At 70.3% G+C, this 21,372-nt stretch carries 19 protein-coding genes and 1 riboswitch; of the genes, 14 read left to right on the top strand and 5 right to left on the bottom strand.

Annotated features, from left to right (window positions below; translation table 11 throughout):
• Positions 1-18: 18 nt before the first annotated feature.
• The gene (trhA, locus tag ACSVDD_RS17600) at positions 19-648 is read left to right on the top strand and encodes a PAQR family membrane homeostasis protein TrhA (RefSeq protein WP_448190678.1); all 630 of its coding nucleotides are present in this window, start codon (positions 19-21) and stop codon (positions 646-648) included.
• Here the strand turns inward: trhA and ACSVDD_RS17595 are convergent.
• Both ACSVDD_RS17595 and ACSVDD_RS17590 read right to left on the bottom strand, forming a co-directional pair.
• The gene (locus ACSVDD_RS17595; RefSeq protein ID WP_448190677.1) at positions 634-1,617 is read right to left on the bottom strand and encodes an FAD:protein FMN transferase; all 984 of its coding nucleotides are present in this window, start codon (positions 1,615-1,617) and stop codon (positions 634-636) included. The two genes, trhA and ACSVDD_RS17595, sit on opposite strands and share 15 nt — an antisense overlap.
• The gene (locus ACSVDD_RS17590) at positions 1,607-3,661 is read right to left on the bottom strand and encodes a 4Fe-4S binding protein (RefSeq protein WP_448190676.1); all 2,055 of its coding nucleotides are present in this window, start codon (positions 3,659-3,661) and stop codon (positions 1,607-1,609) included. Before ACSVDD_RS17590 ends, ACSVDD_RS17595 begins: the two co-directional genes overlap by 11 nt.
• Positions 3,662-3,758: 97 nt before the next feature.
• Here ACSVDD_RS17590 and ACSVDD_RS17585 point away from each other — a divergent pair, with 97 nt between their 5' ends.
• The 12 genes from ACSVDD_RS17585 to ACSVDD_RS17530 all read left to right on the top strand — a co-directional run bounded on the left by ACSVDD_RS17585 (position 3,759) and on the right by ACSVDD_RS17530 (position 15,951).
• Positions 3,759-4,862, top strand: a complete 1,104-nt coding sequence (locus ACSVDD_RS17585) for an ABC transporter permease (RefSeq protein WP_448190675.1) — start codon at positions 3,759-3,761, stop codon at positions 4,860-4,862.
• On the top strand, positions 4,859-5,833 hold the full coding sequence (locus tag ACSVDD_RS17580; RefSeq protein ID WP_448190674.1) for an ABC transporter permease: 975 nt from the start codon (positions 4,859-4,861) through the stop codon (positions 5,831-5,833). Before ACSVDD_RS17585 ends, ACSVDD_RS17580 begins: the two co-directional genes overlap by 4 nt.
• A 70-nt stretch (positions 5,834-5,903) precedes the next feature.
• Positions 5,904-6,737, top strand: a complete 834-nt coding sequence (locus tag ACSVDD_RS17575) for a purine-nucleoside phosphorylase (RefSeq protein ID WP_448190673.1) — start codon at positions 5,904-5,906, stop codon at positions 6,735-6,737.
• Positions 6,734-7,549, top strand: coding sequence for a deoxyribose-phosphate aldolase (deoC, locus tag ACSVDD_RS17570; RefSeq protein ID WP_448190672.1), 816 nt, complete (start codon positions 6,734-6,736; stop codon positions 7,547-7,549). The genes ACSVDD_RS17575 and deoC overlap by 4 nt, the downstream gene beginning before the upstream one ends.
• A 6-nt stretch (positions 7,550-7,555) precedes the next feature.
• A complete protein-coding gene (deoA, locus tag ACSVDD_RS17565) occupies positions 7,556-8,869 on the top strand; it encodes a thymidine phosphorylase (RefSeq protein ID WP_448190671.1) in 1,314 nt (437 codons plus the stop codon).
• Positions 8,870-8,876: 7 nt separating this feature from the next.
• Positions 8,877-9,743: a DMT family transporter gene (locus tag ACSVDD_RS17560; RefSeq protein WP_448190670.1), complete on the top strand. Its 867-nt coding sequence runs from the start codon at positions 8,877-8,879 to the stop codon at positions 9,741-9,743.
• Positions 9,744-9,772: 29 nt separating this feature from the next.
• A riboswitch (TPP riboswitch) is annotated at positions 9,773-9,872 on the top strand.
• A 41-nt stretch (positions 9,873-9,913) separates the two neighbouring features.
• Positions 9,914-11,029, top strand: coding sequence for an ABC transporter substrate-binding protein (locus tag ACSVDD_RS17555; RefSeq protein WP_448190669.1), 1,116 nt, complete (start codon positions 9,914-9,916; stop codon positions 11,027-11,029).
• The gene (locus ACSVDD_RS17550; RefSeq protein ID WP_448190668.1) at positions 11,026-11,910 is read left to right on the top strand and encodes a branched-chain amino acid ABC transporter permease; all 885 of its coding nucleotides are present in this window, start codon (positions 11,026-11,028) and stop codon (positions 11,908-11,910) included. Before ACSVDD_RS17555 ends, ACSVDD_RS17550 begins: the two co-directional genes overlap by 4 nt.
• Positions 11,903-13,588: a branched-chain amino acid ABC transporter ATP-binding protein/permease gene (locus ACSVDD_RS17545; RefSeq protein WP_448190667.1), complete on the top strand. Its 1,686-nt coding sequence runs from the start codon at positions 11,903-11,905 to the stop codon at positions 13,586-13,588. Before ACSVDD_RS17550 ends, ACSVDD_RS17545 begins: the two co-directional genes overlap by 8 nt.
• Positions 13,585-14,313: an ABC transporter ATP-binding protein gene (locus ACSVDD_RS17540; RefSeq protein ID WP_448190666.1), complete on the top strand. Its 729-nt coding sequence runs from the start codon at positions 13,585-13,587 to the stop codon at positions 14,311-14,313. Before ACSVDD_RS17545 ends, ACSVDD_RS17540 begins: the two co-directional genes overlap by 4 nt.
• A 32-nt stretch (positions 14,314-14,345) precedes the next feature.
• On the top strand, positions 14,346-15,530 hold the full coding sequence (locus ACSVDD_RS17535; RefSeq protein WP_448190665.1) for a hypothetical protein: 1,185 nt from the start codon (positions 14,346-14,348) through the stop codon (positions 15,528-15,530).
• A gap of 70 nt (positions 15,531-15,600) precedes the next feature.
• A complete protein-coding gene (locus tag ACSVDD_RS17530; RefSeq protein ID WP_448190664.1) occupies positions 15,601-15,951 on the top strand; it encodes a zinc ribbon domain-containing protein YjdM in 351 nt (116 codons plus the stop codon).
• A 96-nt stretch (positions 15,952-16,047) separates the two neighbouring features.
• Here the strand turns inward: ACSVDD_RS17530 and ACSVDD_RS17525 are convergent, their stop codons facing one another.
• The 3 genes from ACSVDD_RS17525 to ACSVDD_RS17515 form a co-directional block, all read right to left on the bottom strand.
• Positions 16,048-16,452 (bottom strand): four-helix bundle copper-binding protein, encoded by a 405-nt coding sequence (locus ACSVDD_RS17525; protein ID WP_448190663.1) that lies wholly within the window; start codon positions 16,450-16,452, stop codon positions 16,048-16,050.
• A gap of 89 nt (positions 16,453-16,541) precedes the next feature.
• Entirely contained in the window at positions 16,542-17,006 is a 465-nt protein-coding gene (locus tag ACSVDD_RS17520) for a hypothetical protein (RefSeq protein WP_448190662.1), read from the bottom strand.
• 86 nt (positions 17,007-17,092) lie between these two features.
• Complete coding sequence (locus ACSVDD_RS17515; RefSeq protein ID WP_448190661.1) at positions 17,093-17,935, bottom strand: polyphosphate kinase 2 family protein; 843 nt, start codon at positions 17,933-17,935, stop codon at positions 17,093-17,095.
• Positions 17,936-18,014: 79 nt separating this feature from the next.
• On the opposite strand from ACSVDD_RS17515, the gene ACSVDD_RS17510 reads away from it, so the two are divergent.
• Complete coding sequence (locus tag ACSVDD_RS17510; protein WP_448190660.1) at positions 18,015-21,335, top strand: maltotransferase domain-containing protein; 3,321 nt, start codon at positions 18,015-18,017, stop codon at positions 21,333-21,335.
• Positions 21,336-21,372 lie beyond the last annotated feature (37 nt).

The raw sequence follows: 21,372 nt of genomic DNA, 5'->3' as shown, positions 1-21,372 counted from the left end.
GGTAAGCTGGAGGCGTGTATGCGGACGCTGCGGGAACGGCGGGTGGACTTGACCATCCAGACCAGCGGATTGGCGGCCAGCGTGGTCGCCGGAGCCATCCTGATGGCGTGGACGATCCAGTCCGGCAACGCGACCGCCTCGGTGGCCGCCGCGGTCTACGGGGCATCATTGGTAGCGATGTTCGCCTGCTCGACGCTCTACGCCGCCACCCAGGCGCCGCGGCGCAAGGCGGTGCTGCGTGTCTTCGACCATTCCGCCATCTTCCTGCTTATCGCCGGAACCTACACGCCGTTCTGCGCGCTGGTGGTCGGTGGCTGGCGCGGCTTCGGGCTGCTGGCCGGGGTGTGGATGGTGGCGGCGCTGGGCATCCTGCTCAAGGTGCTGTTCCGCCACCGGCCGGAGAGCGTAACCGTGGTCCTCTACGTGGCGCTGGGCTGGGCCGGCATTGTCCAGATCGACGCGGTGATCGAGCGTCTGCCGGCAGACGCGCTGGCGCTGCTGGCGGCGGGCGGTGTGATCTACACCGCCGGGGTGCCGGTGCACCTGCGCGACTCCATTCCCTACAACCAGGCGATCTGGCACGCCTGCGTGCTGGTCGCCGCAGCCTGCCACTACGCCGCCGTCGTGCTGGCGCTAGCTGCGGCTTAACTGGGTGACGTGGCCATCCGCCGCGACCAGCCAAGCCTCCCGCCCGCCACCGTCCCTCAGGATGTCGGCGGCGTGCGCCGGCTCGGCAACGCACAAGGCGGTGGACAGGGCGTCGGCCGCGGTGGCGGTGTCGGCCAGCACGCTGACGCCGGCCCAGCGCCGCGCCGGCAGCCCGGTCGCCGGGTCGAACAGATGGTGGAAGCGCCCCAGCCGGTCGAACACCGTGCCGTAGCCGCCGGAACTGGCGACCGCCCGACCGCTCATTTCCAGCGTGCGCAGCAGGCCCTCGGGCCGGTTGGGATCGCCGATGCCGACGCGCCACGGCAGCCCGTCGCCGCGCGGGCCGAGCGCGCGCGTCTCCCCCAGATCGAGCAGGACGTTCCGAATGCCGGCGGCGCTCAAGCGGTCGGCGACGCGGTCGGTGATGAAGCCCTGGGCGATGCCGTTCAGCGTCACCGCCATGCCCGGCCGGTCGAACGCGATCCCATCCGCACCGGTGCGCACACCGCGCCCGTCCACCAGCGCCCGCGCCGCGGCAACCGCGTCCGGCGCTGGGCCGTCCGGGTCGGCGTCTGGCTTTGCGAAGTGGTGCGCGAACAGCTCCCACAACGGCTGCACGGTGACGTCGAAGGCGCCGCCGCTGAGGTCGTGGACGCGCCGCGCCTCGTCCAGCAGCGCCACCAGTTCCGCAGGCGGTGCCGACAGACGGCCGGCACGGTTCAGCCGGGACAGGGCGGAATCGCGCCGGTACAGGCTGAACACGCGCTCCAGCCGCGCCACCTCGTCCACGCACGCGGTGATCAGCGCTTCGGCTTCGGCGCGGTCGGGGTGGTGCAGCGTGATGCTGGCCTCGGCGCCCAACGCCTGCCCGCGCCAGCGCACCGTTTCGAACGCAACAGCCGAGCCGGGGACCAGCGCGGCGGCCCCGGCAATGGCGATGAAGCGGCGGCGCGTCAGCTCAATCCGCATGGCATGTCTCCCGCGCGGCCCGCTTCGTGGACAGCACCAGCGGCACGCAGCGCGCGGCGTCCTGATGGATCGCCACGCAGTCCAGGCATTGGAAACACTCGTGATAGCGGATCGCCCCGTCCTTGCGGATGGCGCCGTAGCGGCACTTGCGGCGGCAGAGCTGGCACGGCGTGCCGCACTCCGTCCGCCGCGCGATCCAGTCGAAGCGGCGCAGCCGGCCGAGCAGCGCCAGCGCCGCGCCCAACGGGCAGACGAAGCGGCAATACCCCTTGAACACGACCGTGCTCGCCAGCACCGCCAGCACGGCATAGACGACGAACGGCCACTCGCGCCGGAAACCCAGGGTGATGGCGGTCTTGAACGGCTCGGCCTCGGCCAGCGTCTCGGCCAGTCCGGTCGACAGCGCCGTGCCGCCGACCAGCACGGCGAGCACGCCGTACTTCACGTTTTCCAGCCACGCCGGCACGGCGATCTGCCGCGCGCCCAGCCGCGCCGCAACGTCGGCGGCGAACTCCTGCAACGCGCCGAACGGGCACAGCCAGCCGCAGAACGTGCCGCGCCCCCACACCGCCAGCGCCCCCAGCGCGAACCCCCAGACGACCAGCGTCGGCGGGTCGTACAGGAAGAAGCTGAGGTCCATCCCCGTGCCCGCCGCCTTCACCAGCGCCAGCACGTTGACGATGCTGAGCTGCGCCTGCGCCACCCAGCCGACGAACACCAGCGTGTAGGCGAGGTACAGCCGCCGCACCCAGGCAAAAACCCGCGGATTCCGGGTCAGCACCGCCGGCCGCGCCAGCAGCACCGCCAGCAGCGCCAGCCCGGCGCCGAGCACGCCCAGTTCCCCCGCACGCGCCGTCCAGGACGCCCGCCATGATGGCGCCCCCTCGGCGTCCTCCCGTTCGAAGAAGCGCTCGGGCAGGCGGTAGTCGGTGGGGAAGTCGCGGCTTTCCGTTTCCGGCCGGAACGAGCCGCGCTGGCGCGTCACCCGCAGCGACAGCGTCCAGGGCGACGCCGGGTCGAAACCGGTGCGCCCATCGACGCGGAACAGCTTCGCCTCGCCAAAGCCCGGCACGCCGGGCAGAAACTCCAGCTCGGCGTCGGCGTCGCGGATCGGGATGGGCAGGTTGCCCTGACGCAGCGCCAGCCGGTCGGGCACGGTGCCGCGCACGAAATCCTCGCCGGTGAACGACCAGCGGCCGGAGGACATCACGATCACCGCGTGCTCCCACGGCTCCAGCCGCGCCATGACCCGCCGCCAGCCCTCTTCGCCGAGCAACGCGATCCCCACCGTCGGCACGGTCAGCAGGCCGAACCGCAGATCCGCGACGGGCTCGTCGGGCTTCGCCGTCGCCTCGCTGTCCAGGCCGGCGAAGCGGGTCCCGGCGAAGGCCGCCTCGACCTCGCGCCCGGTCAGGCGCAGGTGGCCGAGATGGGCGTCCCACGGCGCCGAGTCGCGCACATCCGCGCGCACGCGCGCCGCCTCGGCCGGCGCCACGCCCGCCAGCTTGGCGCGCGCCACCTTCAGCGACGCCGCCAGGATCGTCACGTTGGCGATGCGGACCGAGGCGGTGGCCTTGGTGATGCCGTCGAGGGTGACCGCCGTGCTGTTGGAGCGGTCGCCGCCGCCGTAGACGCTGCTGACCTTGATGTTCTGGCGGATCGACAGGCCGCGGTACTGGCGCAGGAAATCGACGAACGGCTCGACGCCCAGACCGTCCACGAACACCGGCTCGTTCTGCTCCAGCACCTCCACGTCGAGGAAGCCGCCGTCCTTGTCCATGGCGACCAGCAGGTCGATCGGCGTGCCGGTGAAGCCGGGGATGCGGACCAGATCGTTGGTTTCGAAGATGTAGCCGGCCAGCGCGCCGTCGCGCAGCAGCGGCCACGCCGGCAGATCGGCCTCTTTCGCCCCCAGCGTCACCCCCGCCGGCAGCAGGCGGCGCAAGCCGTCCTCGCTCAGCACGGCGGCGCGTGCGTCGGCGAGTGCGACGATCAGCAGCAACAGGGTCAAAAAGGCGCGCAGCATCGCCCCAGTATCGCCCATGCGCCACCGTACGGGTATTCGCCGATGGTAGCAGGCCGCTTGCGTTGTGCACCGTGGCGAGGCACCTTCGACCCGCGTTCGGTGCGGGATTCAGGCTATGGCGGGCAATGCGCGGGGGAGCGGCTTACGGCCGCCCGGCACGGTGCCGGGCTGGGTCGGGCATGCCCTGCTGCCGGCGCTCAACGTGGCGGCGGCGCTGGCGCTGTCGGGACTGGTGGTCGCCGGGATCGGCGAGAACCCGCTGGCCGCGCTGAAGGTGCTTGTCTATGGCGCTTTCGGCTATCCCGAGGCGGTCGGCTTCACGCTGTACTACGCGACCAGCTTCATGTTCACCGGGTTGGCGGTGGCGGTCGCCTTCCACGCCGGGCTGTTCAACATCGGCGGCGAGGGGCAGGCAACGATGGGCGGCCTGGGCGCCGGGCTGGTCGGCTTGGGCCTGACCGGCTGGCCGTGGCCGGTGGCGGCGCTGCTCGGCGTGGCCGCCTCGGCGCTGTTCGGCGCCGCCTGGGCCTTTCTCCCCGGCTGGCTGCAAGCCAGGCGCGGCAGCCACATCGTCATCACCACCATCATGTTCAACATCATCGCGGCGTCGCTGATGACGTGGCTGATGGTCGACGTGCTGATCAAGCCCGGCCAGCAAAGCCCGGAGTCGCGCGAGTTCGCGCCCGAGACATGGCTGCCCGCCATGGATCTGGTCGCCGGCTGGCTGGGTATCACGCTGCCGGCCTCGCCGCTGAACCTGTCCTTCGTCTGGGCGCTGGCGTGCTGCGCCCTGGTCTACGGCTTCGTCTGGCACACGCGCTGGGGCTTCGAGCTGCGCACGGTCGGCCAGAACGAGCGCGCCGCGGTCTACGCCGGCATCCGCCCGGCGCGGGTGGTGGTGCTGGCGATGCTGGTGTCCGGCGCGCTGGCGGGGTTCGTCGGCCTCAACGAGATCCTGGGGGTGCAGCACCGGCTGCTCTTGAACTTCACCGGCGGGGTGGGCTTCGTCGGCATCGCCGTGGCGCTGATGGGGCGCAACCACCCCGTGGGCATCGTCCTGGCGGCGCTGCTGTTCGGCGCGCTGTATCAGGGCGGGTCGGAGCTGTCGTTCGAGTTCCAGACCATCACGCGTGAGCTGGTGGTGGTCATCCAGGGCCTGATTATCCTGTTCGCCGGAGCCCTGGAGAACCTGTTCCGCCGTGCGGGGGTCACGGGATGAGCGAGGCGTTCACCATCCTGCTGCTGCTGGCCGACGCCACCATCCGGGTGGCGACTCCGCTGGTGCTCGCCGCCTTCGCCGGTCTGTACTGCGAGCGCGCGGGGGTGGTGGACATCGGCCTGGAGGGCAAGATGCTGGCCGGCGCCTTCACCGCCGCCGCGGTCGCTTGGGCCACCGGCAGCCCCTGGCTGGGCCTGCTCGCCGCGATGGCGGTCGGGGTGGCGCTGGCGCTGGTGCACGGCTTCGCCTGCGTGACGCACGCCGGCAATCAGGTCGTGTCCGGCATGGCGATCAACATCCTCGTGGCCGGGCTGGCGCCGACCCTGGCCTTCGCGTGGTTCCAGCAGGGCGGCCAGACGCCGCTGCTGCCGGCCTCGGCGCGGCTGCCGCAGATCCACCTGCCGGGCGTCGAAACCTTGAAGCCGATCCCGATCCTCGGGCCGGTGTACGATGTGGTGCTCGACGACACCAACGTGCTGATCTGGCTGACCGCCGCGGTGGTTGGCGTGACCGCCTGGATGCTCCACCGCACGAGCTTCGGGCTGCGGCTGCGCGCCGTGGGCGAGAACCCCGCGGCGGTGGACAGCGCCGGCCTGTCGGTGGCGGGCCTGCGCTACCGCGCGCTTCTGGTGACCGGGGCGCTGACCGGGGCGGCGGGGGCGTATCTGTCCACCGCGCACGGTGCTGGATTCGTGCGTGACATGACGGCGGGGAAGGGCTACCTCGCACTCGCCGCGCTGGTCTTCGGCAAGTGGCGGCCGTGGCCGACGCTGGCGGCGTGCCTGCTGTTCGCCTTCACCGACGCGGTGCAGGTGCGCCTGCAAGGCGTGGCGCTGCCCGGCATCGGCACGGTGCCGGTGCAGTTCATCCAGATGCTGCCCTACGCGCTGACGGTGCTGCTGCTGGCCGGTTTCGTCGGCCGGGCGGTGGCGCCAAAGGCCAGTGGCGTCGCTTATGTGAAGGAGCGCTGATGACCCCGCAGAACCCAAGGGCCGCCGCGTCCGTTCACGCTGCACCGGCCCCGACAATGGACGCCCGCGCATGACCGCCGCCAAGGCCGCCGCCGAGATCCTGGCCCGCGCCCCCGGCGTGCGCCCGCGTCTGGGCATCGTTCTGGGTTCCGGCCTGGGCGGCATCGCCGACCGGGTGGAGGGCGCCGTCGCCATCCCCTACGCCGAATTGCCCGGCTTCCCGGTGCCGGCGGTCGAGGGCCACGCCGGGCGCCTCGTGCTGGGCCGGCTGGGCGGCTATCCGGTCGCCGTCATGCAAGGCCGCGTGCACGCCTACGAAGGCACCGGCTTCGCCGCGCTGAAGACCGCCATCCGGGCGCTGAAGCTCGCCGGCTGCGACACGCTGGTGCTGACCTGCGCCGCCGGCTCACTGCGCACGGAGGTCGGGCCGGGCCGGCTGATGCTGATTTCCGACCACATCAACATGCTGGGCAGCAACCCGCTGGTCGGCCCCAACGACGAGTCGTTCGGTCCGCGCTTCCCCAGCCTCACCGACGCCTGGGACCCCGCTCTGCGGACCCTGATGCGCGCAAAGGCCGCGGATCTCGGAATCGACTTGGCGGAAGGCGTGTACGCCGCGTGGCTCGGCCCCAGTTTCGAGACGCCGGCCGAGGTGCGCATGTTGAAGCTGCTGGGGGCGGACGCCGTGGGCATGTCCACGGTTCCCGAATGCATCGTGGCGCGGCACTGCGGCCTGCGGGTCGCCGGGGTGGCGGTGATCACCAACCTCGGCGTCGGCTTGAGCGACGAGCCGGTGGACCACGATCACACCTTGCGCAATGCTGCCGCGGCGGCGACCGACCTGGAGCGGCTGCTGACCGGATTTCTTGAGGGATGGACCGTAGGGGACGAGGCCCAGCCATGAAACTGCTCGCCGAACTGCAACTCGCCGTCGATGCCGCCAAGGACGTCAAATCCACTCCCGCGATGGCGCGGCGGGCGGTGGCGCTCCTCGACCTCACCAGCCTCAACGACGACGACACGGAAAAGAGTGTCCTCGCGCTGTGCAAGCGCGCGGTCACGCCGGTCGGCCCGGTGGCCGCGGTGTGCGTCTGGCCGCACTTCGTCAAGCCGGCGCGCAAGGCGCTGAAGGGCAGCGGGGTGAAGATCGCCACCGTCGTCAACTTCCCGGCCGGCGAGGCCGACGCCGCCACGGTCGCCGCCGACACCCAGGCCGCGTGCAAGGCCGGGGCCGACGAGATCGACGTGGTTCTGCCCTACCGCGCCTTCATCGAGGGCGCGCGCACGCTGCCGCTCAAAGTGCTGCACGCCTGCCGCGAGGCGTGCGGCGAGGGCGTCACCATGAAGGTGATCCTGGAATCCGGCGCCTTCCCCGACCCCGACCTGTTGGCCTGGGCTGGGCGCGACGCCATCGCCGCCGGGGCGGATTTCCTCAAGACCTCCACCGGCAAGACCACGCCGGCCGCGACGCTGGAGGCGGCGGCGCTGCTGCTGCACACCTCCGGGCAGGCCGGGCACCGGGTGGGTGTCAAGGTGGCGGGCGGTGTGCGCGACGCGGCCTGCGCCGCCGCCTACCTGCACCTCGCCGACGCGCTGATGGGCAAGGGCTGGGCCAAGCCGAAGAATTTCCGTTTCGGCGCCTCGGGCCTGCTCGACTCGCTGCTGGCCGAGCTGGGCGAGGCACCCGCCGACAAGGCTACGGTCGAGGGGTACTGAGCGTCGATGCTCCCGCAGGAGATCATTCGCAAGAAGCGGGACGGCCAGCCGCTCACCGCCGGGGAGATCGGCGCCTTCGTGCAGGGCATCACCGACGGTTCGGTCACCGAAGGGCAGGCCGCCGCCTTCGCCATGGCGGTGTTCTTCCGCGGTATGGACCTGGGCGAGCGGGTGGCGCTGACCCGCGCCATGACGCGGTCCGGCCGGGTGCTGGACTGGAAGCCGCTCGGGCTGCCCGGCCCGGTGCTGGACAAGCACTCCACCGGCGGCGTCGGCGACAAGGTCAGCCTGATCCTGGCGCCGGTCGTGGCGGTGTGCGGCGGCTTCGTGCCGATGGTTTCCGGGCGCGGCCTTGGCCACACCGGCGGCACGCTGGACAAGTGCGAGAGCATCCCCGGCTACACGGCCAAACCCGACGTGGCGACGCTGCAACGCGTGGTTCGGGAGGTCGGCTGCGCCATCGTCGGCGCCACCGACGACGTGGCCCCGGCCGACCGCCGGCTCTATTCGGTGCGCGACGTGACGGCGACGGTGGAATCGCTCGACCTCATCACCGCGTCGATCCTGTCCAAGAAATTGGCCGCCGGGCTGGATGGCTTGGTCATGGACGTGAAATTCGGCTCGGGCGCCTTCATGACCACGCTGGACGCCGCCGAGGCCCTGGGCGAGAGCATCGTCACCGTGGCGACCGGCGCCGAGTTGGTGGCCCGCGCGCTGCTGACCGACATGAACCAGGTGCTCGGCCGCACCGCCGGCAACGCGCTGGAGGTGCGCGAATCGCTGGCCTTCCTGCGCGGCGAGCCCACCGACCCGCGGCTCTATGACGTGACGGCGGAGCTGACGGCGGAGCTGCTGGTCGTGGGCGAGCTGGCGACGGACGTGGCCGATGGCCGCCGCCGTTTTGACGCGGCGATCCGCAGCGGTGCCGCCGCCGAGCGCTTCGCCCGCATGGTGCGGACGCTGGGCGGCCCCGCCGATCTGCTGGAGGCGCCGGACAAGCACCTCGCGTCCGCCCCCGTGCGGCTGGCGGTGCACGCGCCGCGCTCCGGCGTGGTGGCGGCCATCGACACGCGCGCGGTCGGCATCGCCGTGGTGGCGCTCGGCGGCGGGCGCGCCAAGGTGACCGATCTGGTGGACCCGGCGGTCGGCCTGGACGCCGTCGCCGGCCTCGGCGAGGTGGTGGATTCGCAGCGCCCGCTGGCCGTCGTGCACGCCCGCAGCACCGCCGACGCGGAGCGCGCCGCCGCCGCGCTGCTGGAGGCTTTCACCATCGCCGACACCGCCCCGGAGCCCGGCCCGCTGGTGGCCATGAGGATCTGACGACGGTATGAACTTCAACCTCCGCGGTATCGCACTCATCGTCACCGCGTTCGCGTTGTTCTCCGTCGTTGACAGCCTGATGAAGCATCTCACCGGCACCTACCCGCTGGTGCAGGCGATGTTCTTCAACGCGTGCTTCTCGCTGATCCCCATCGCCGGCTTCGCGCTGGCGCGCGGCGGGCCGCGGATGCTGGCGACGCGGCGGCCGAGCCTCCAGCTCGTGCGCGGGCTGACCGGCTCCGCCGCCGGACTGGGGGCGTTCTTCGCCTTCCAGCGCATGCCCTTGGCCGACGTCTACGCCATCCTGTTCTCCTCGCCCCTCATCATCACCGCGTTGTCCGGGCCGCTGCTGGGCGAGCGGGTCGGGTCGCGGCGCTGGGCGGCGGTGCTGCTCGGCTTCACCGGCGTGCTGGTCATGCTGCGCCCCACGCAAGCGGTGGTGAACGTCGGCGCGCTGGGCGCCCTGGTCAGCGCGGTGTGCTTCGCGCTGTCGGCGCTGATCGTCCGCCGGCTGGGCACCGCGGAGACCGCACCCTCCTGGCCGTTCTACGGCAACCTGCTCACCGCGACGATGCTGGCGCCCTGGCAGCCCACCGTCTGGGTGACGCCCCGGCTCGCCGACCTGCCGCTGATGGCGGCGACCGGGCTGATCGGCGGCACGGCGCTGCTCTGCCTGCTCTCGGCCTTCCGCATGGCGCCGGGGGCGGTGGTGGCGCCGTTCCAGTACACGCAGATGCTCTGGGGCGTGCTGTACGGCGCGGTCATCTTCGGCGACGCGCCGGACCCGTCGCTGGCGCTCGGCGCCGGTATCGTCATCGCCAGCGGCCTGTACGTGCTGCGCGCCGAGACCCGCGCCAGAAAGAGGCAAGCTTGACAAGGCGGTCGGGCTTGCCGATTCTCGCGCTCGTACGGCTGGGGTGCCTGTCCGTCGGGACAGGCTGAGAAACTACCCATCGAACCTGATCTGGGTCATGCCAGCGAAGGGAGCCGACCGTCCGAGGCCCGCCCTCGTACGGCGTTTCCCCGCCGGCGAGGAGGACATCCATGCGGCGGTTTGCGATTCCCATCCTGTCGATTCTGCTGGCGCCCCCCGCGCTCGCCGATTCCCTGAACGTGCCGGTGCTGGTCCCCCTGACCGGTTTCCTGTCGCTGGAGGGCACCAGCCAGCGCAACGGCGCGCTGCTGGCGCTCAAGGAGGCCCCCGCCGGCCTGCCCGTGACGTCCGAGGTGGTCGACACCGGCACCTCCCCCGAAGCCGCGGTGACCGCGCTGGAGCGCGCCGCCGGCAAGCCGGTGACGGCGGTGGTGGCCTCCATGCTCGGCACGCAGATGCTGGCGATGCTGCCGCTGGCGAAGGATTACAAGCTGCCGCTGGTCACCGTGTCGGGCACCGCGGCGATCACCGAGCAGGGCAACCCCTGGGTCTTCCGCTTCTTCCCCGGCGACGCCGTGACCAAGGCGGCGCACGCCCGCTATGTGGTGGAGGAACTGGGCAAGAAGCGCCCCGCGGTGATCTACCAGACCACGGCCTACGGTCAGGGCGGCAAGGCGCATCTGCTGGAGCGCTTCAAGGCGCTGGGCGCCACCCCGGTGTTCGAGGAGGGGGTGGACACCTCGGCCAAGGACCTGCTGCCGGTGATCGCCAAGGCGCTGGCCGCCAACCCCGACGTGCTGGTGCTGCACCTGCACTCCGCGCCCACCGCGCTGTTCATCCGCCAGGCGGCGGCGCACGGCGTGACCATCCCCATCGTCGCCGGCTCCGCCATGCACCAGCCGAGCACCGCGGCGCTGCTGGAGCCCGCCGAGCTGAAAGGCGTGTGCGCCGAAACCGCGGCTTCGCCGGTGTCCGGCGGTTCTCCCGAAGTGGAGGCGTTCACCGCCGCCTACCGCCGCGCCTTCAACGCCGAGCCGGACGCCTTCGCGCTCGGCCAGTACGACGGCGTCAAGATGGTGCTGGACGCGGCGGCCAAAGGCGCGCGGACGCCGGAGCAGGTGCGCGACGCGCTGTCCAAGGGCGCGTACAAGGGCCTCGCCATGACGTACGCCTCGGACGGCAAGGGCAACATGGCGCACTCCGCGGTCATCGTCTGCTACGACGGCGCGTCGCGTGTGCCGAAGCTCGTCAAGCGCTACGACAACGTGACGGGCGTGGTGAAGTGACGGTCCTGCAACTCCTCGTCAACGGCGTGGCGCTCGGCGCCGCCTACGCGCTGGTGGCGTTGGGGTTCGTGCTGGTGCTGAACGCCACGGGGGCGGTCAACTTCGCGCACGGCGATCTGGTCATGGCCGGCGGCATGCTGGCCGTGGCGCTGGCCCCGCATCTCGCCTCCCTTTGGCCGGCGCCGGGCTTGGCGCTGCTGCCGCTGGTGCTGGTGCTGATGGCCGCCCTGGGCCTCCTGGTGTCGCTGCTCGCCTATCTGCCGCTGCGCGGCCGGCCGCCGGTGTCGGTGTTCATCAGCACCATCGCGGTCGGCATCATCCTGCAAAACGGCGCCAACGCGCTGTTCGGCGGCGAGCCGCGCGCCGCCCCGCCGCTGCTGTCGGGCGGCACGGTCGCTCTCGGTGGGTTGGTGGTGTCCGTGCAGTCGCTCGCCATCGTCGCCGTCGCGGCGCTGCTCATCGGCGCCCAGCAGTGGGTGTTCGCCCGCACGCAGTTCGGCCGCCGCCTGCGCGCCACGGCACAAGACCCGGAGATGGCGCGCGCCTGTGGCATCCCCGTCACCGCCATGATCCTGGCGACCTTCGCGCTGGGCACGGCGTACGCCGGGGCGGCGGGGCTGCTGCTTGCCAACCAGTTCTTCGTGACGCCCAGTGCCGGCGGCGACCTGATCCTCAAGGCGTACATCGCCGTGACCATCGGCGGCTGGGGCTCGGTGCCCGGCGCGGTGGTGGGGGCGCTGCTGATCGCGCTGTTCGAGGTCGGCGTGTCGTCCGTGCTGTCCTACCCGGTGGCGCTGGGAGCGCTGTACGCGACGCTGCTGCTCATCCTGGTCGCCCGCCCGCAGGGCCTGTTCGGCGAGGCGGCCCGGCGCCGTGCGTAACGCGCTGGCACTCGCCGCCCTGGCGCTGCTGGTGTACGCGTTGCTGTACGCCTCCCCTTATGGCCTGCGCGTGCTGACCGTGGCGGGGGTGTACGCGTTGGCGGCGATCGGCTTCCAGGTGGTGTTCGGGCTGTCCGGCGCCCTGTCGCTGGCGCACGGCGCCTTCTTCGGGGTGGGGGCGTACGCCACGGGCATTCTCGGCAGCCAGTTGGGCTGGAGCTTCCCGGCGACGTTCCCGGTGTCACTGGCGCTGCCGGTGCTGCTGGCGCTGCTGGTCGGGCTGCCGGTGCTGCGGCTGGAATCGCACTACTTTGCGTTGGCGACGCTGGGCATCGCTCAGGTGGTCCTGCTGCTGGCGATCAACGCGCCGGACATCACCGGCGGAGCGAACGGCTTGCCCGGCGTACCGGGCGTCGCGGCGTTCGGCATGGACGTGCCGCGCGGCCTGCCGCTGGCCGCCGTGGTGTGGGGTTTCGTGACCCTGGGCGGACTGCTGGCGTGGCGGCTGGCGCGCGGGCGCTGGGGCCGGGCGCTGATTCTGCTGCGCGACGACCCGCTGGCCGCGGCGACGCTCGGCCTCGACGTTGGGCGGCTGCGCATGCAGGCGTTCGCGTTCAGCGCGCTCTACGCCGGAGCCGCCGGGGCATTGTCGGTGCACACGCAGCGCGTCGTCTCGCCGGAGGTGCTGGAATTCCCCGTCATGGTGTCGATCCTGACGATATCCGTGGTCGGCGGCCGCGGCCGGGTGGCCGGCGCGGTGCTCGGCGCCTTGCTGCTGATCCACCTGCCGGAATGGTTCCGTTTTCTGGAACGCAGCTACCTGATCCTCTATGGCGCCGCCCTGTTGGCCGCCATCATCCTGGCGCCGCACGGGTTGACCGGCCTGCTCGACCGCCTGCTGCCCGCCAAGCCCCGGTCCCTGCCTCCGCCGGCACCGCTGCCGGCACGCCCCGTCACGCATGGTCCGGTGCTGCGCGTCGAGGGACTGGAGAAGGCGTTCGGCGGCGTGCGGGCGGTGGACGGCGTGTCGTTCACGCTGGAGTCCGCCCGCATCACCGGCCTGATCGGCCCCAACGGCTCCGGCAAGACGACGCTGATCAACCTCGTGAGCGGTCTGGAGCGCCCCGACGCCGGCCGCATCGATCTTCTGGGGCATCCACTGGCCGGCGCCCGTCCCGACCGCATCGCGCGGGCCGGCGTTGCGCGCACCTTCCAGTCCGCCGGCTTGCCGGAGGAGTCGGCCGTCCTCGAAGCGGTCGCCGCCGCCCGGCTGGAGCGCGATTCCTCGGCAACCGCGGCCGAGGCCCACGCCCTGTCCGTGCTGGCCCGTCTGGACGTGGCGAACAAGGCGCAGGACCGTTGCGGCGGTCTTCCAGCCGGCCTGCGCCGCCGCGTCGAACTGGCCCGCGCGCTCGCCCGCCAACCCCTGGTGCTGCTGCTCGACGAGCCCGCCGCCGGGCTGACCGACGCCGAAAAGGCGGAACTGGCCGGCCACCTGCGCGCCGTGGCGGGGGAGGGCGTCGCCGTGCTGGTGGTCGAGCACGACATGGGCTTCCTGCTGCCGCTGGCCGACCGCGTGCTGGGGCTCGACCAGGGGCGGGTGCTGTACGACGGCGACCCGGCCGGCGTGCCGCACGACCCCGCGGTGGTCGCCGCCTATCTTGGTTCACCCGCATGACCGACCTTCTGCGCATCGACGCTCTGTCCGCTGGTTACGGCGGCTCCACGGCGTTGCACGGCGTCACCCTGACGCTGGCCCCCGGAGAGGCCGTGGCGCTGCTGGGCGCCAACGGGGCCGGCAAATCGACGCTGCTCAAGGCGGTGCTCGGCCTCGTGCCGTCCACCGGGCGGGTGACCTTCGACGGCGTGGACCTGACCGGCCTGCCGCCCGAGCGGCGCGTGCGCCTCGGCCTGGGCTATGTGCCGGAGGGCCGGCGCGTCTTCCCCGGCATGAGCGTGCGCGACAATCTGGAAGTCGCCAGCTTCGCCCCTGCCGCCCCGCGCCGCGCGGCGCTGGAGCGCGTCTTCACCCTGTTCCCGCAACTCCGCGCCAAGTCGGCCGAGCGGGCGTGGCGGTTGTCCGGCGGGCAGCAGCAGATGCTCGCCATCGGCCGGGCATTGATGGGCGCGCCGCGCCTGCTGCTGCTGGACGAGCCGTCGCTCGGCCTGTCGCCCAAGCTGGCCGGCGACATGTTCGCCGCCGTGCGCGCCATCGCGGAGGCCGGCACCGCAATCCTGATCGCCGAGCAGAGCACCGCCCGCGCGCTCGCCGTTGGCCGGCGGGCGGTGCTGCTGCGCCTCGGTTCCGTCCTGTTCGAGGGGCCGGCCGACACCTTGCCGCCGGATGCGCTCCGCGCCGCTTTTCTGGGCGATCCCCTTGCCGATGGCGGAGCGGGCCGATAGGGTCCGCGGCGCCTTTCCCACGGACTTGCCCGATGACCGTCAAAGCCCCGATCCTCGCCCTGCTGGCCGGCCTGCTGTCGTCCACGGCCTTCGCCAAGGAGACGCCCCGCGCACCGCTGCCGGCGCGCAAGCCGGCCCCGGCCGCCGAGGCTCCTGCCCCCGCGCCCGCACCTGCACCCACACCCGCTCCGGCGCCGGGCGAGCCGCCCAAGGCCACCGAGCAGTCCGCCGCCGCGCTAGCGCCGCAGGGGGAGTGGCGTGTCGGCCCGGTCAACGCTCTGGACGGCAAGTTCGCTTATTGTGTGGCGGAGAACCACTTCGTCAGCGGCCACGGCCTGATCATCGCCCGCAACCCGCCGGGCGAGCTGAACATCGTCGTCGCCATCCCCGGTGCCCAGTTGCCCAAGAATCAGCGCTGGGAGGTCAAGGTGCAGGTGGACGACACGCCGGCCCGCGACCGCACCGCGGTGGCGATGCAGTCGGACTTGCTGGTGGTCCCGCAGGGCAAGGACGACGAGCTGTACACGCAGCTCCAGCGCGGCCGGCAACTCGTCGTGCAGTCGGCGACGGACCGCGTCGCCTTTCAACTGAAGGGCACCGGCAAGGCGCTGATCGACCTCAAGGCCTGCGCCGAGAAGGCCAGACCCGCCGAGCCGCCCGCCGCCAAGCCGGCCCCCCAAGCCGACAAGGGCCCGGACAAGGGGGGCCCGGACAAGGGGGGGCCGGACAAGGGGCCGGGCAAGACGCCGTTCCCCGACGCGCTGGGCGAGATCCTGGCCCAGGCCGGCCTGCGCGAGGTCGAGCCGGTCAGCTTCGCCGATTTGCCTGAGGACAAGCGCCCGGCCGACTTCGCATGGCGCGCCGGCCGCGTCTTCGGCGGCGTGCGCGAGCGCATCGTCGGCGACGACGCCACGCTGGTCGGGTTGACCAACGAGTATGTGGACACACTGAAGGCCAAGTGCCCCGGCACGGCCAACGCCACGCTGACCGCGGCGGAAAAGTTCGATGGCGTCGAGATCCGCACCGGCGCCGTGGACTGCCAGTCCAAGGACGAGACGGTGCACGTGGCGCTGACCTTCTACCTGACCGGCTCGCGGCTGTTCACCACCTTCTTCCACGAGGGCGCGGCATCCGACGCCTCGGTGGCCGACAAGGCGCGCGACAACATCACCGCGGTGATCCGCCGATTGGCGGGGACACCGGCCAAGCAGCCGTAGGGCTCAAGCTTTTGATTTTTAATCAATACGTCCGTGCACTAGGATGCCCTCCCAAGCGACGAGGAAAACGATGAGCGATGAATTGAAGTGCCCTCAGTGCAACTCCGAACACGTCTATCAGGATGGCAGTCTGTGGATTTGCCCCGAGTGTGCCCATGAATGGAACCCCGAGGCCGCCGGTGACTCCGGTGCGGAAGCGTCGCAGGAGATCCGGGATGCCAACGGAAACGTGCTCGCCGATGGCGACACTGTCTCCGTGATCAAGGATCTGAAGGTCAAGGGTTCGTCCCTGGTTGTCAAAGGCGGGACCAAGGTGAAGAACATCCGCCTGACGGATGGGGCCGACGGGCACAACATCGCCTGCAAGATCGATGGCATCGGCGCGATGAATTTGAAGTCTGAGTTCGTGAAGAAGGCCTGACGGCGGCCGTATAAGGAAGAGAGTTGAAACACCAAGGGCGCCAGGAAGTCCCTTCCTGGCGCCCTTGGTGTTTCCTGATTTTTCATGACCCGCTGCTCAGTGGTGCATGCCCTGGAGGGCTTTCCGGCACGCCTCCTCGCAGCTTCGGCAGGCTTCGGCGCAGATGCGGCAGTGGTCGTGCATCTTGGCGTGGCGCTCGCATTCCTCCGCACACAGGCGGCAGGCGGTGGCGCAGGCCTCGACCATCGCCCGGATCACCGCTTCGTTGGACCCGCTCCGCCGGGTGGCGACGGCGCCGGTCGCCGCGCAGACATCGGCGCAGTCCATATTCAGCCGAATGCACTGCACCAGTTCGGCGACCATGTCCTCGCCCAGGCAGGCGTCGGCGCAGGTGGTGCAGGTCTGCGCGCAGTCGTAGCATTCCTCGATGCAGCGGATGAGCGCGTCGTTGGTCTTGCCCTGGACGTGCGGATGCGTGCTGATCATTTCGCGGGCGTGCATGGCGGACCTCCGATGTTGGGATGACGGGCGGCCGTGGGGGGCGTCCTGTAGCCGATCAACAGCGGTGGTGTGGGATGGTTCTGGATGGATTAATCCGCGGACAAATTCCTGTTGATCAAAGGTACTTTCCCGCCACCTGCCGTGACAACACCCACCATGCCGCCCACATTAAGGAAAAATGCGAATATGGAATAACCGTAGTTTCCCTTGTTGAATTGATAGAGATCGTCGACAAAGATATTTCCGGCAACGACAATGAGCGCTGCGGAAAAAAGTATTCCAAACCACGAAATTTCAGCTTTCGCCGGAGGTGCAATCCGCAGAACGCCGTCGAATATTTTTGCCACGGCAACATGGGAAAGGACCAGGGCTGCGGGCGTAAGAAAAATGAACGCGGCAACGATCAAAATATTTACGATCGGCTGAGGTGAATTCGGAGCGCTGCCCGCCATCGTGCCGATATACACCAGCATGATGAGCGAAAGTGGCAGCAGAATGAGGTTCAGCTTGAAGAAGCCTCTGCCAATCACGGCCAGCGGGACGGTGTGGATCACGCGTTGTCCATTCTGCGCCAAGAACAATGGCTCACTCGCCACCCTCCGGACACGATAGCCCGACCCACGATCTCAGAGAAGCGCCCTCACACGTCCACCGTCACCCCCAGCACCTCCGCCGCCGCCTTCACCATCGCCGCGTCCACCGGCGGCGGGGCCACGTTCACTCCCTTCGCCAGCGCGTCGGTGACCAGTTCCAGCACCCGTGTCCGCGCGTACCATTTCGAGTTCCCGGCCACCGCGTTCCACGGCGCGTTGTCCGTCGAGGTCTCGTCGAACATGTCCTCCACCGCTTCCTCGTAGTCGTCCCACTTCGTGCGGTTGCGCAGATCCTCCTCGGTCAGCTTCCAGCGCTTGTAGGGGTTGGTCAGGCGTTCCTGGAAGCGCCTCAGCTGCTCGTCCTTGCTGATGTGCAGGAACAGCTTGACGATGCGGGCGCCGTCGTCGGTCAGCATCTTCTCGAACTCGCGGATCTCGCCGTAGGCGCGCTTCCACTGCTCCTTGGAGGCGAAGCCCTCCACCCGTTCGACCAGCACGCGGCCGTACCAGGAGCGGTCGAAGATGGCGATGCCGCCCGGCGTCGGCAGCCGCTTCCAGAAGCGGTACAGATAATGCCGGCCCTGCTCGTCCGGCCGGGGCGCCGAGATCGGCCAGACGTGGAAGCCGCGGGGGTCCAGCGGTTCGGTCAGGCGGCGGATGGCGCCGCCCTTGCCGCCGGCGTCCCAGCCCTCGAACACGATGATGGCGCGGCGCTTCTCGTGCCAGTAGGTCTGCTGGATGCGCAGCAGCTCCTTCTGCAGCTTGGACAGGCGCTTCTCGTAGGCCTCCTTGTCCTCCAGATGCGCCGCCTTCATGTCGAGCTTCGACAGGCGGATTTTTCCATTTTTGTTCAGGCCGTTCTTGGTCAGGCCTTTCTCGTCCTTGGGCATGGCACCCGCCTCCTTATCCAACCGGGAACTTCTCCGTGGTGCCGGGGTTGAGCGCGGCAACACCGCACCGAGGGAAACCATGGTCACCGCCGGACCGCGCATCTACAACCTGTTTCCGACGCTGATCGGTCCCCTGCGCGAATGGGCAGGGCATTTGCCGCGCATCGAGGGCATGGGGTTCGACTGGGTCTACCTGAACCCGATCCATTACCCCGGCTTCTCCGGCAGCCTCTACGCGGTCAAGGACCCGTACCGCCTGCACGACCTGATCCAGGGCGGATCGCCCGAGTCCCCCGACGACCTCGTGCGCGGTTTCGTCGCGGACGCACGGCGGCACGGGCTGTCGGTGATGCTCGATCTGGTGGTCAACCACACCGCCAAGGACGCGCTGCTGGTGGACTCGCATCCCGACTGGTACCGCCGCCAGTCTGACGGCGCGATCATCAGCCCGCGCGCCGTCGATCCCGTCGACCCGTCGCTGGTCACCGTGTGGGGCGATCTGGCCGAACTGGACTACGGCAACGCGCAAGCCCGCGCCGGCCTGATCGAGCACTGGAGCCACTATCTCCGCCACACCACCGCCCTCGGCATCAAGGGCTTCCGCTGCGACGCCGCCTATCAGATCCCCGCCGAGGTGTGGCGGCCGCTGATCGCCGCCGCCCGCGACGTGAACCCGGAGGTGATGTTCTTCGCCGAGACGCTCGGCTGCACGGTGGAGCAGGTGCGCGACCTGTGCGGCGCCGGCTTCGACTTCCTGTACAACTCGGCCAAGTGGTGGGACTTCAAGGCGGACTGGCTCTTGGAGCAGTACGAGATCTACCGCCGCATCGCCCCGACCATCGCCTTCCCGGAGAGCCACGACACCGACCGCCTCGCCGCCGAGGTCGGCAGCCAGGACACCGAGCGCCTCGCCCGGCACCTGAAGATGCACTACCTGTTCGCGGCGTGCTTCTCGACCGGCGTGATGATGCCGGTCGGCTACGAGTACGGCTTCACCCGCAAGCTCGACGTGGTCAAGACCCGCCCCGAGGATTGGGAGGAGCCCAAGCTCGACCTCACCGGCTTCATCGGCGCGGTCAACACCATGAAGCGCGACACGCCGGCCCTCAACGTCGAGGGGCCGCAGTGGCGCGCGACGGCGCCGCACAACCCGGTGGTCGGGCTGGTGCGTACGGTGAACGGCAGCGCCGAGGGCTGCTCGGTGGTGCTGCTCAACCCCGACGAGGCCAGCGCCCACACCATCGACCCCGGCCCGGTGCTGGCCGCCACCGGCGGCGTGTTCGGCGGCTTCGACGACGTGACGCCGGAGGCCCAGCCCAAACCCTTCGAGCCCGGCGACGGCCTAACGCTCAACCCGCTGGAACTGCGTGTCTTCCGCGGCCGGGCCGAGCAGGTGCGGCCCATCGTCGTGCGCGGCCACGACCCCGACGCCATCGCGCAACAGCGCATGGACGAACTGGCGGCACGCCGCGTCACCATCGAGGCCGTCTACCCGGAAATCGACAGCGGCCGCTTCCCGGTCCGCCGCGTGGCTGGCGACGTGATGGACGTGTGGGCGGACATCTACACCGACGGCACCTTCGTGCTGAGCGCGAGCGTGCTCTACAAGGCGGTGGACGAGCCGGACTGGCGCGCCGCCCCCATGCGCTTCGTCGACAACGACCGTTGGGTCGGCCACGTGCCGCTCACCCGCAACACGCGCTACATCTACACCATCGAGGCGTGGCGCGACGTGTGGGAGAGCTGGCGCGCCGACTTCGTGAAGAAACACGACGCCGGCCTCGACGTCTCGCTGGAACTGGCCGAAGGCCGCCGCTTCGTCGAGCAATCCGCCTCCATCGCCCACGACGAGGGCCGGTCGATGCTCCAGCAGGTCATCGACCGCATGAACGGCCTGCACGGCGACGAGCTGATCCACTACGCGCTGTCCGATGGCCCGCGCCACACCATGCACCACTTCGGCGAGCGCCAGTACCTGTCGCGCTACGGCTGCGACCTGGAGGTGTGGGTGGACCGCACCGCCGCACGGTACTCCGCGTGGTTCGAGATCTTCCCGCGCTCCGCCTCGCCGGACCCGAGCCGGCCGGGCACCTTCGACGACGTGGTGGACCTGCTGCCCTTCGTGCGCGACATGGGCTTCGACGTCCTGTACTTCCCGCCCATTCACCCCATCGGCCGCAGCTTCCGCAAGGGCCGCAACAACACGCTGGGCGCCGGCCCCGACGACCCCGGCGTGCCCTACGCCATCGGCGGCGAGGAGGGCGGGCACGACGCCATCGACCCGATGATCGGCGATTTCGACAGCTTCCGCCGATTGGTCGCCGAAGCCCACCACCACGGCCTGGAGATCGCGCTGGACTTTGCCGTGCAGTGCTCGCCGGACCATCCCTGGGTCAAGCAGCACCCGCACTGGTATTACTGGCGCCCGGACGGCACCATCCGCTACGCCGAGAACCCGCCCAAGAAGTACCAGGACATCGTCAACATCAGCTTCTACCGCGGCGCCTACCCCGACCTGTGGTACGCGCTGCGCGACGTGGTGCTGTTCTGGTGCGAGCAGGGGGTGCGCATCTTCCGCGTGGACAACCCGCACACCAAGCCCTTCCCGTTCTGGGAGTGGATGATCCACGAGGTGCGCGACCGCCACCCCGGCGCCATCTTCCTGGCCGAGGCGTTCACCCGCCCGAAGCTGATGCGCCGCCTCGCCAAGATCGGCTTCCAGCAGTCCTACAGCTACTTCACCTGGCGCAACACCAAGCCGGAGCTGACCGAGTACCTGACCGAGCTGACCCAGGGCGAGTCCAAGGAGTACATGCTGCCGAACTTCTTCGCCAACACGCCGGACATCCTGCCGCCCATCCTGGTGCACGGCGGTAGAGCGGCGCACATGATGCGCGCGGTGCTGGCGGCGACCTTGTCCCCCAGCTACGGCCTCTACGGCCCCTACCTCGTCTGCGAGGCGGACCCGTTCCCTGGCAAGGAGGAATACAACCACTCGGAAAAGTACGAGATCCGCCACTGGACCTACGACGCGCCGGGCAACATCGTCGACTACGTGACGCGCCTCAACCGCATCCGCCGCGAGAACCCGGCGCTGCACGAGTTCACCAATCTGCGCTTCCACAACGCCTACGACGACAATGTGCTGCTGTACGGCAAGATGACGAAGGCGAAGGACAACGCGATCCTGATCGCCGTCAACGTCGATCCGCACGCCGGCCACGGCGGCACCATCGAGGTCCCCTTGTGGGAACTGGGCCTGCCCGACGGCGCCCATGTGGAGGTGGAGGATCTGTTCACCGGCCAGCGCTTCCGCTGGATCGGCAAGTTCCAGCACGTCTGGCTCGATCCGCAGCAGAACCCGGCGGCGATCTGGCGGCTCAGCCCGCCGGGGGCATAGGCACGCCGTGCGTTCACCGGCCGGGGGAGACGTGGAA

The organism is Azospirillum terrae (genome assembly GCF_053470425.1).
Note: the sequence above shows the minus strand (reverse complement) of the source record. Positions and strands in the feature narration are given on the sequence as shown.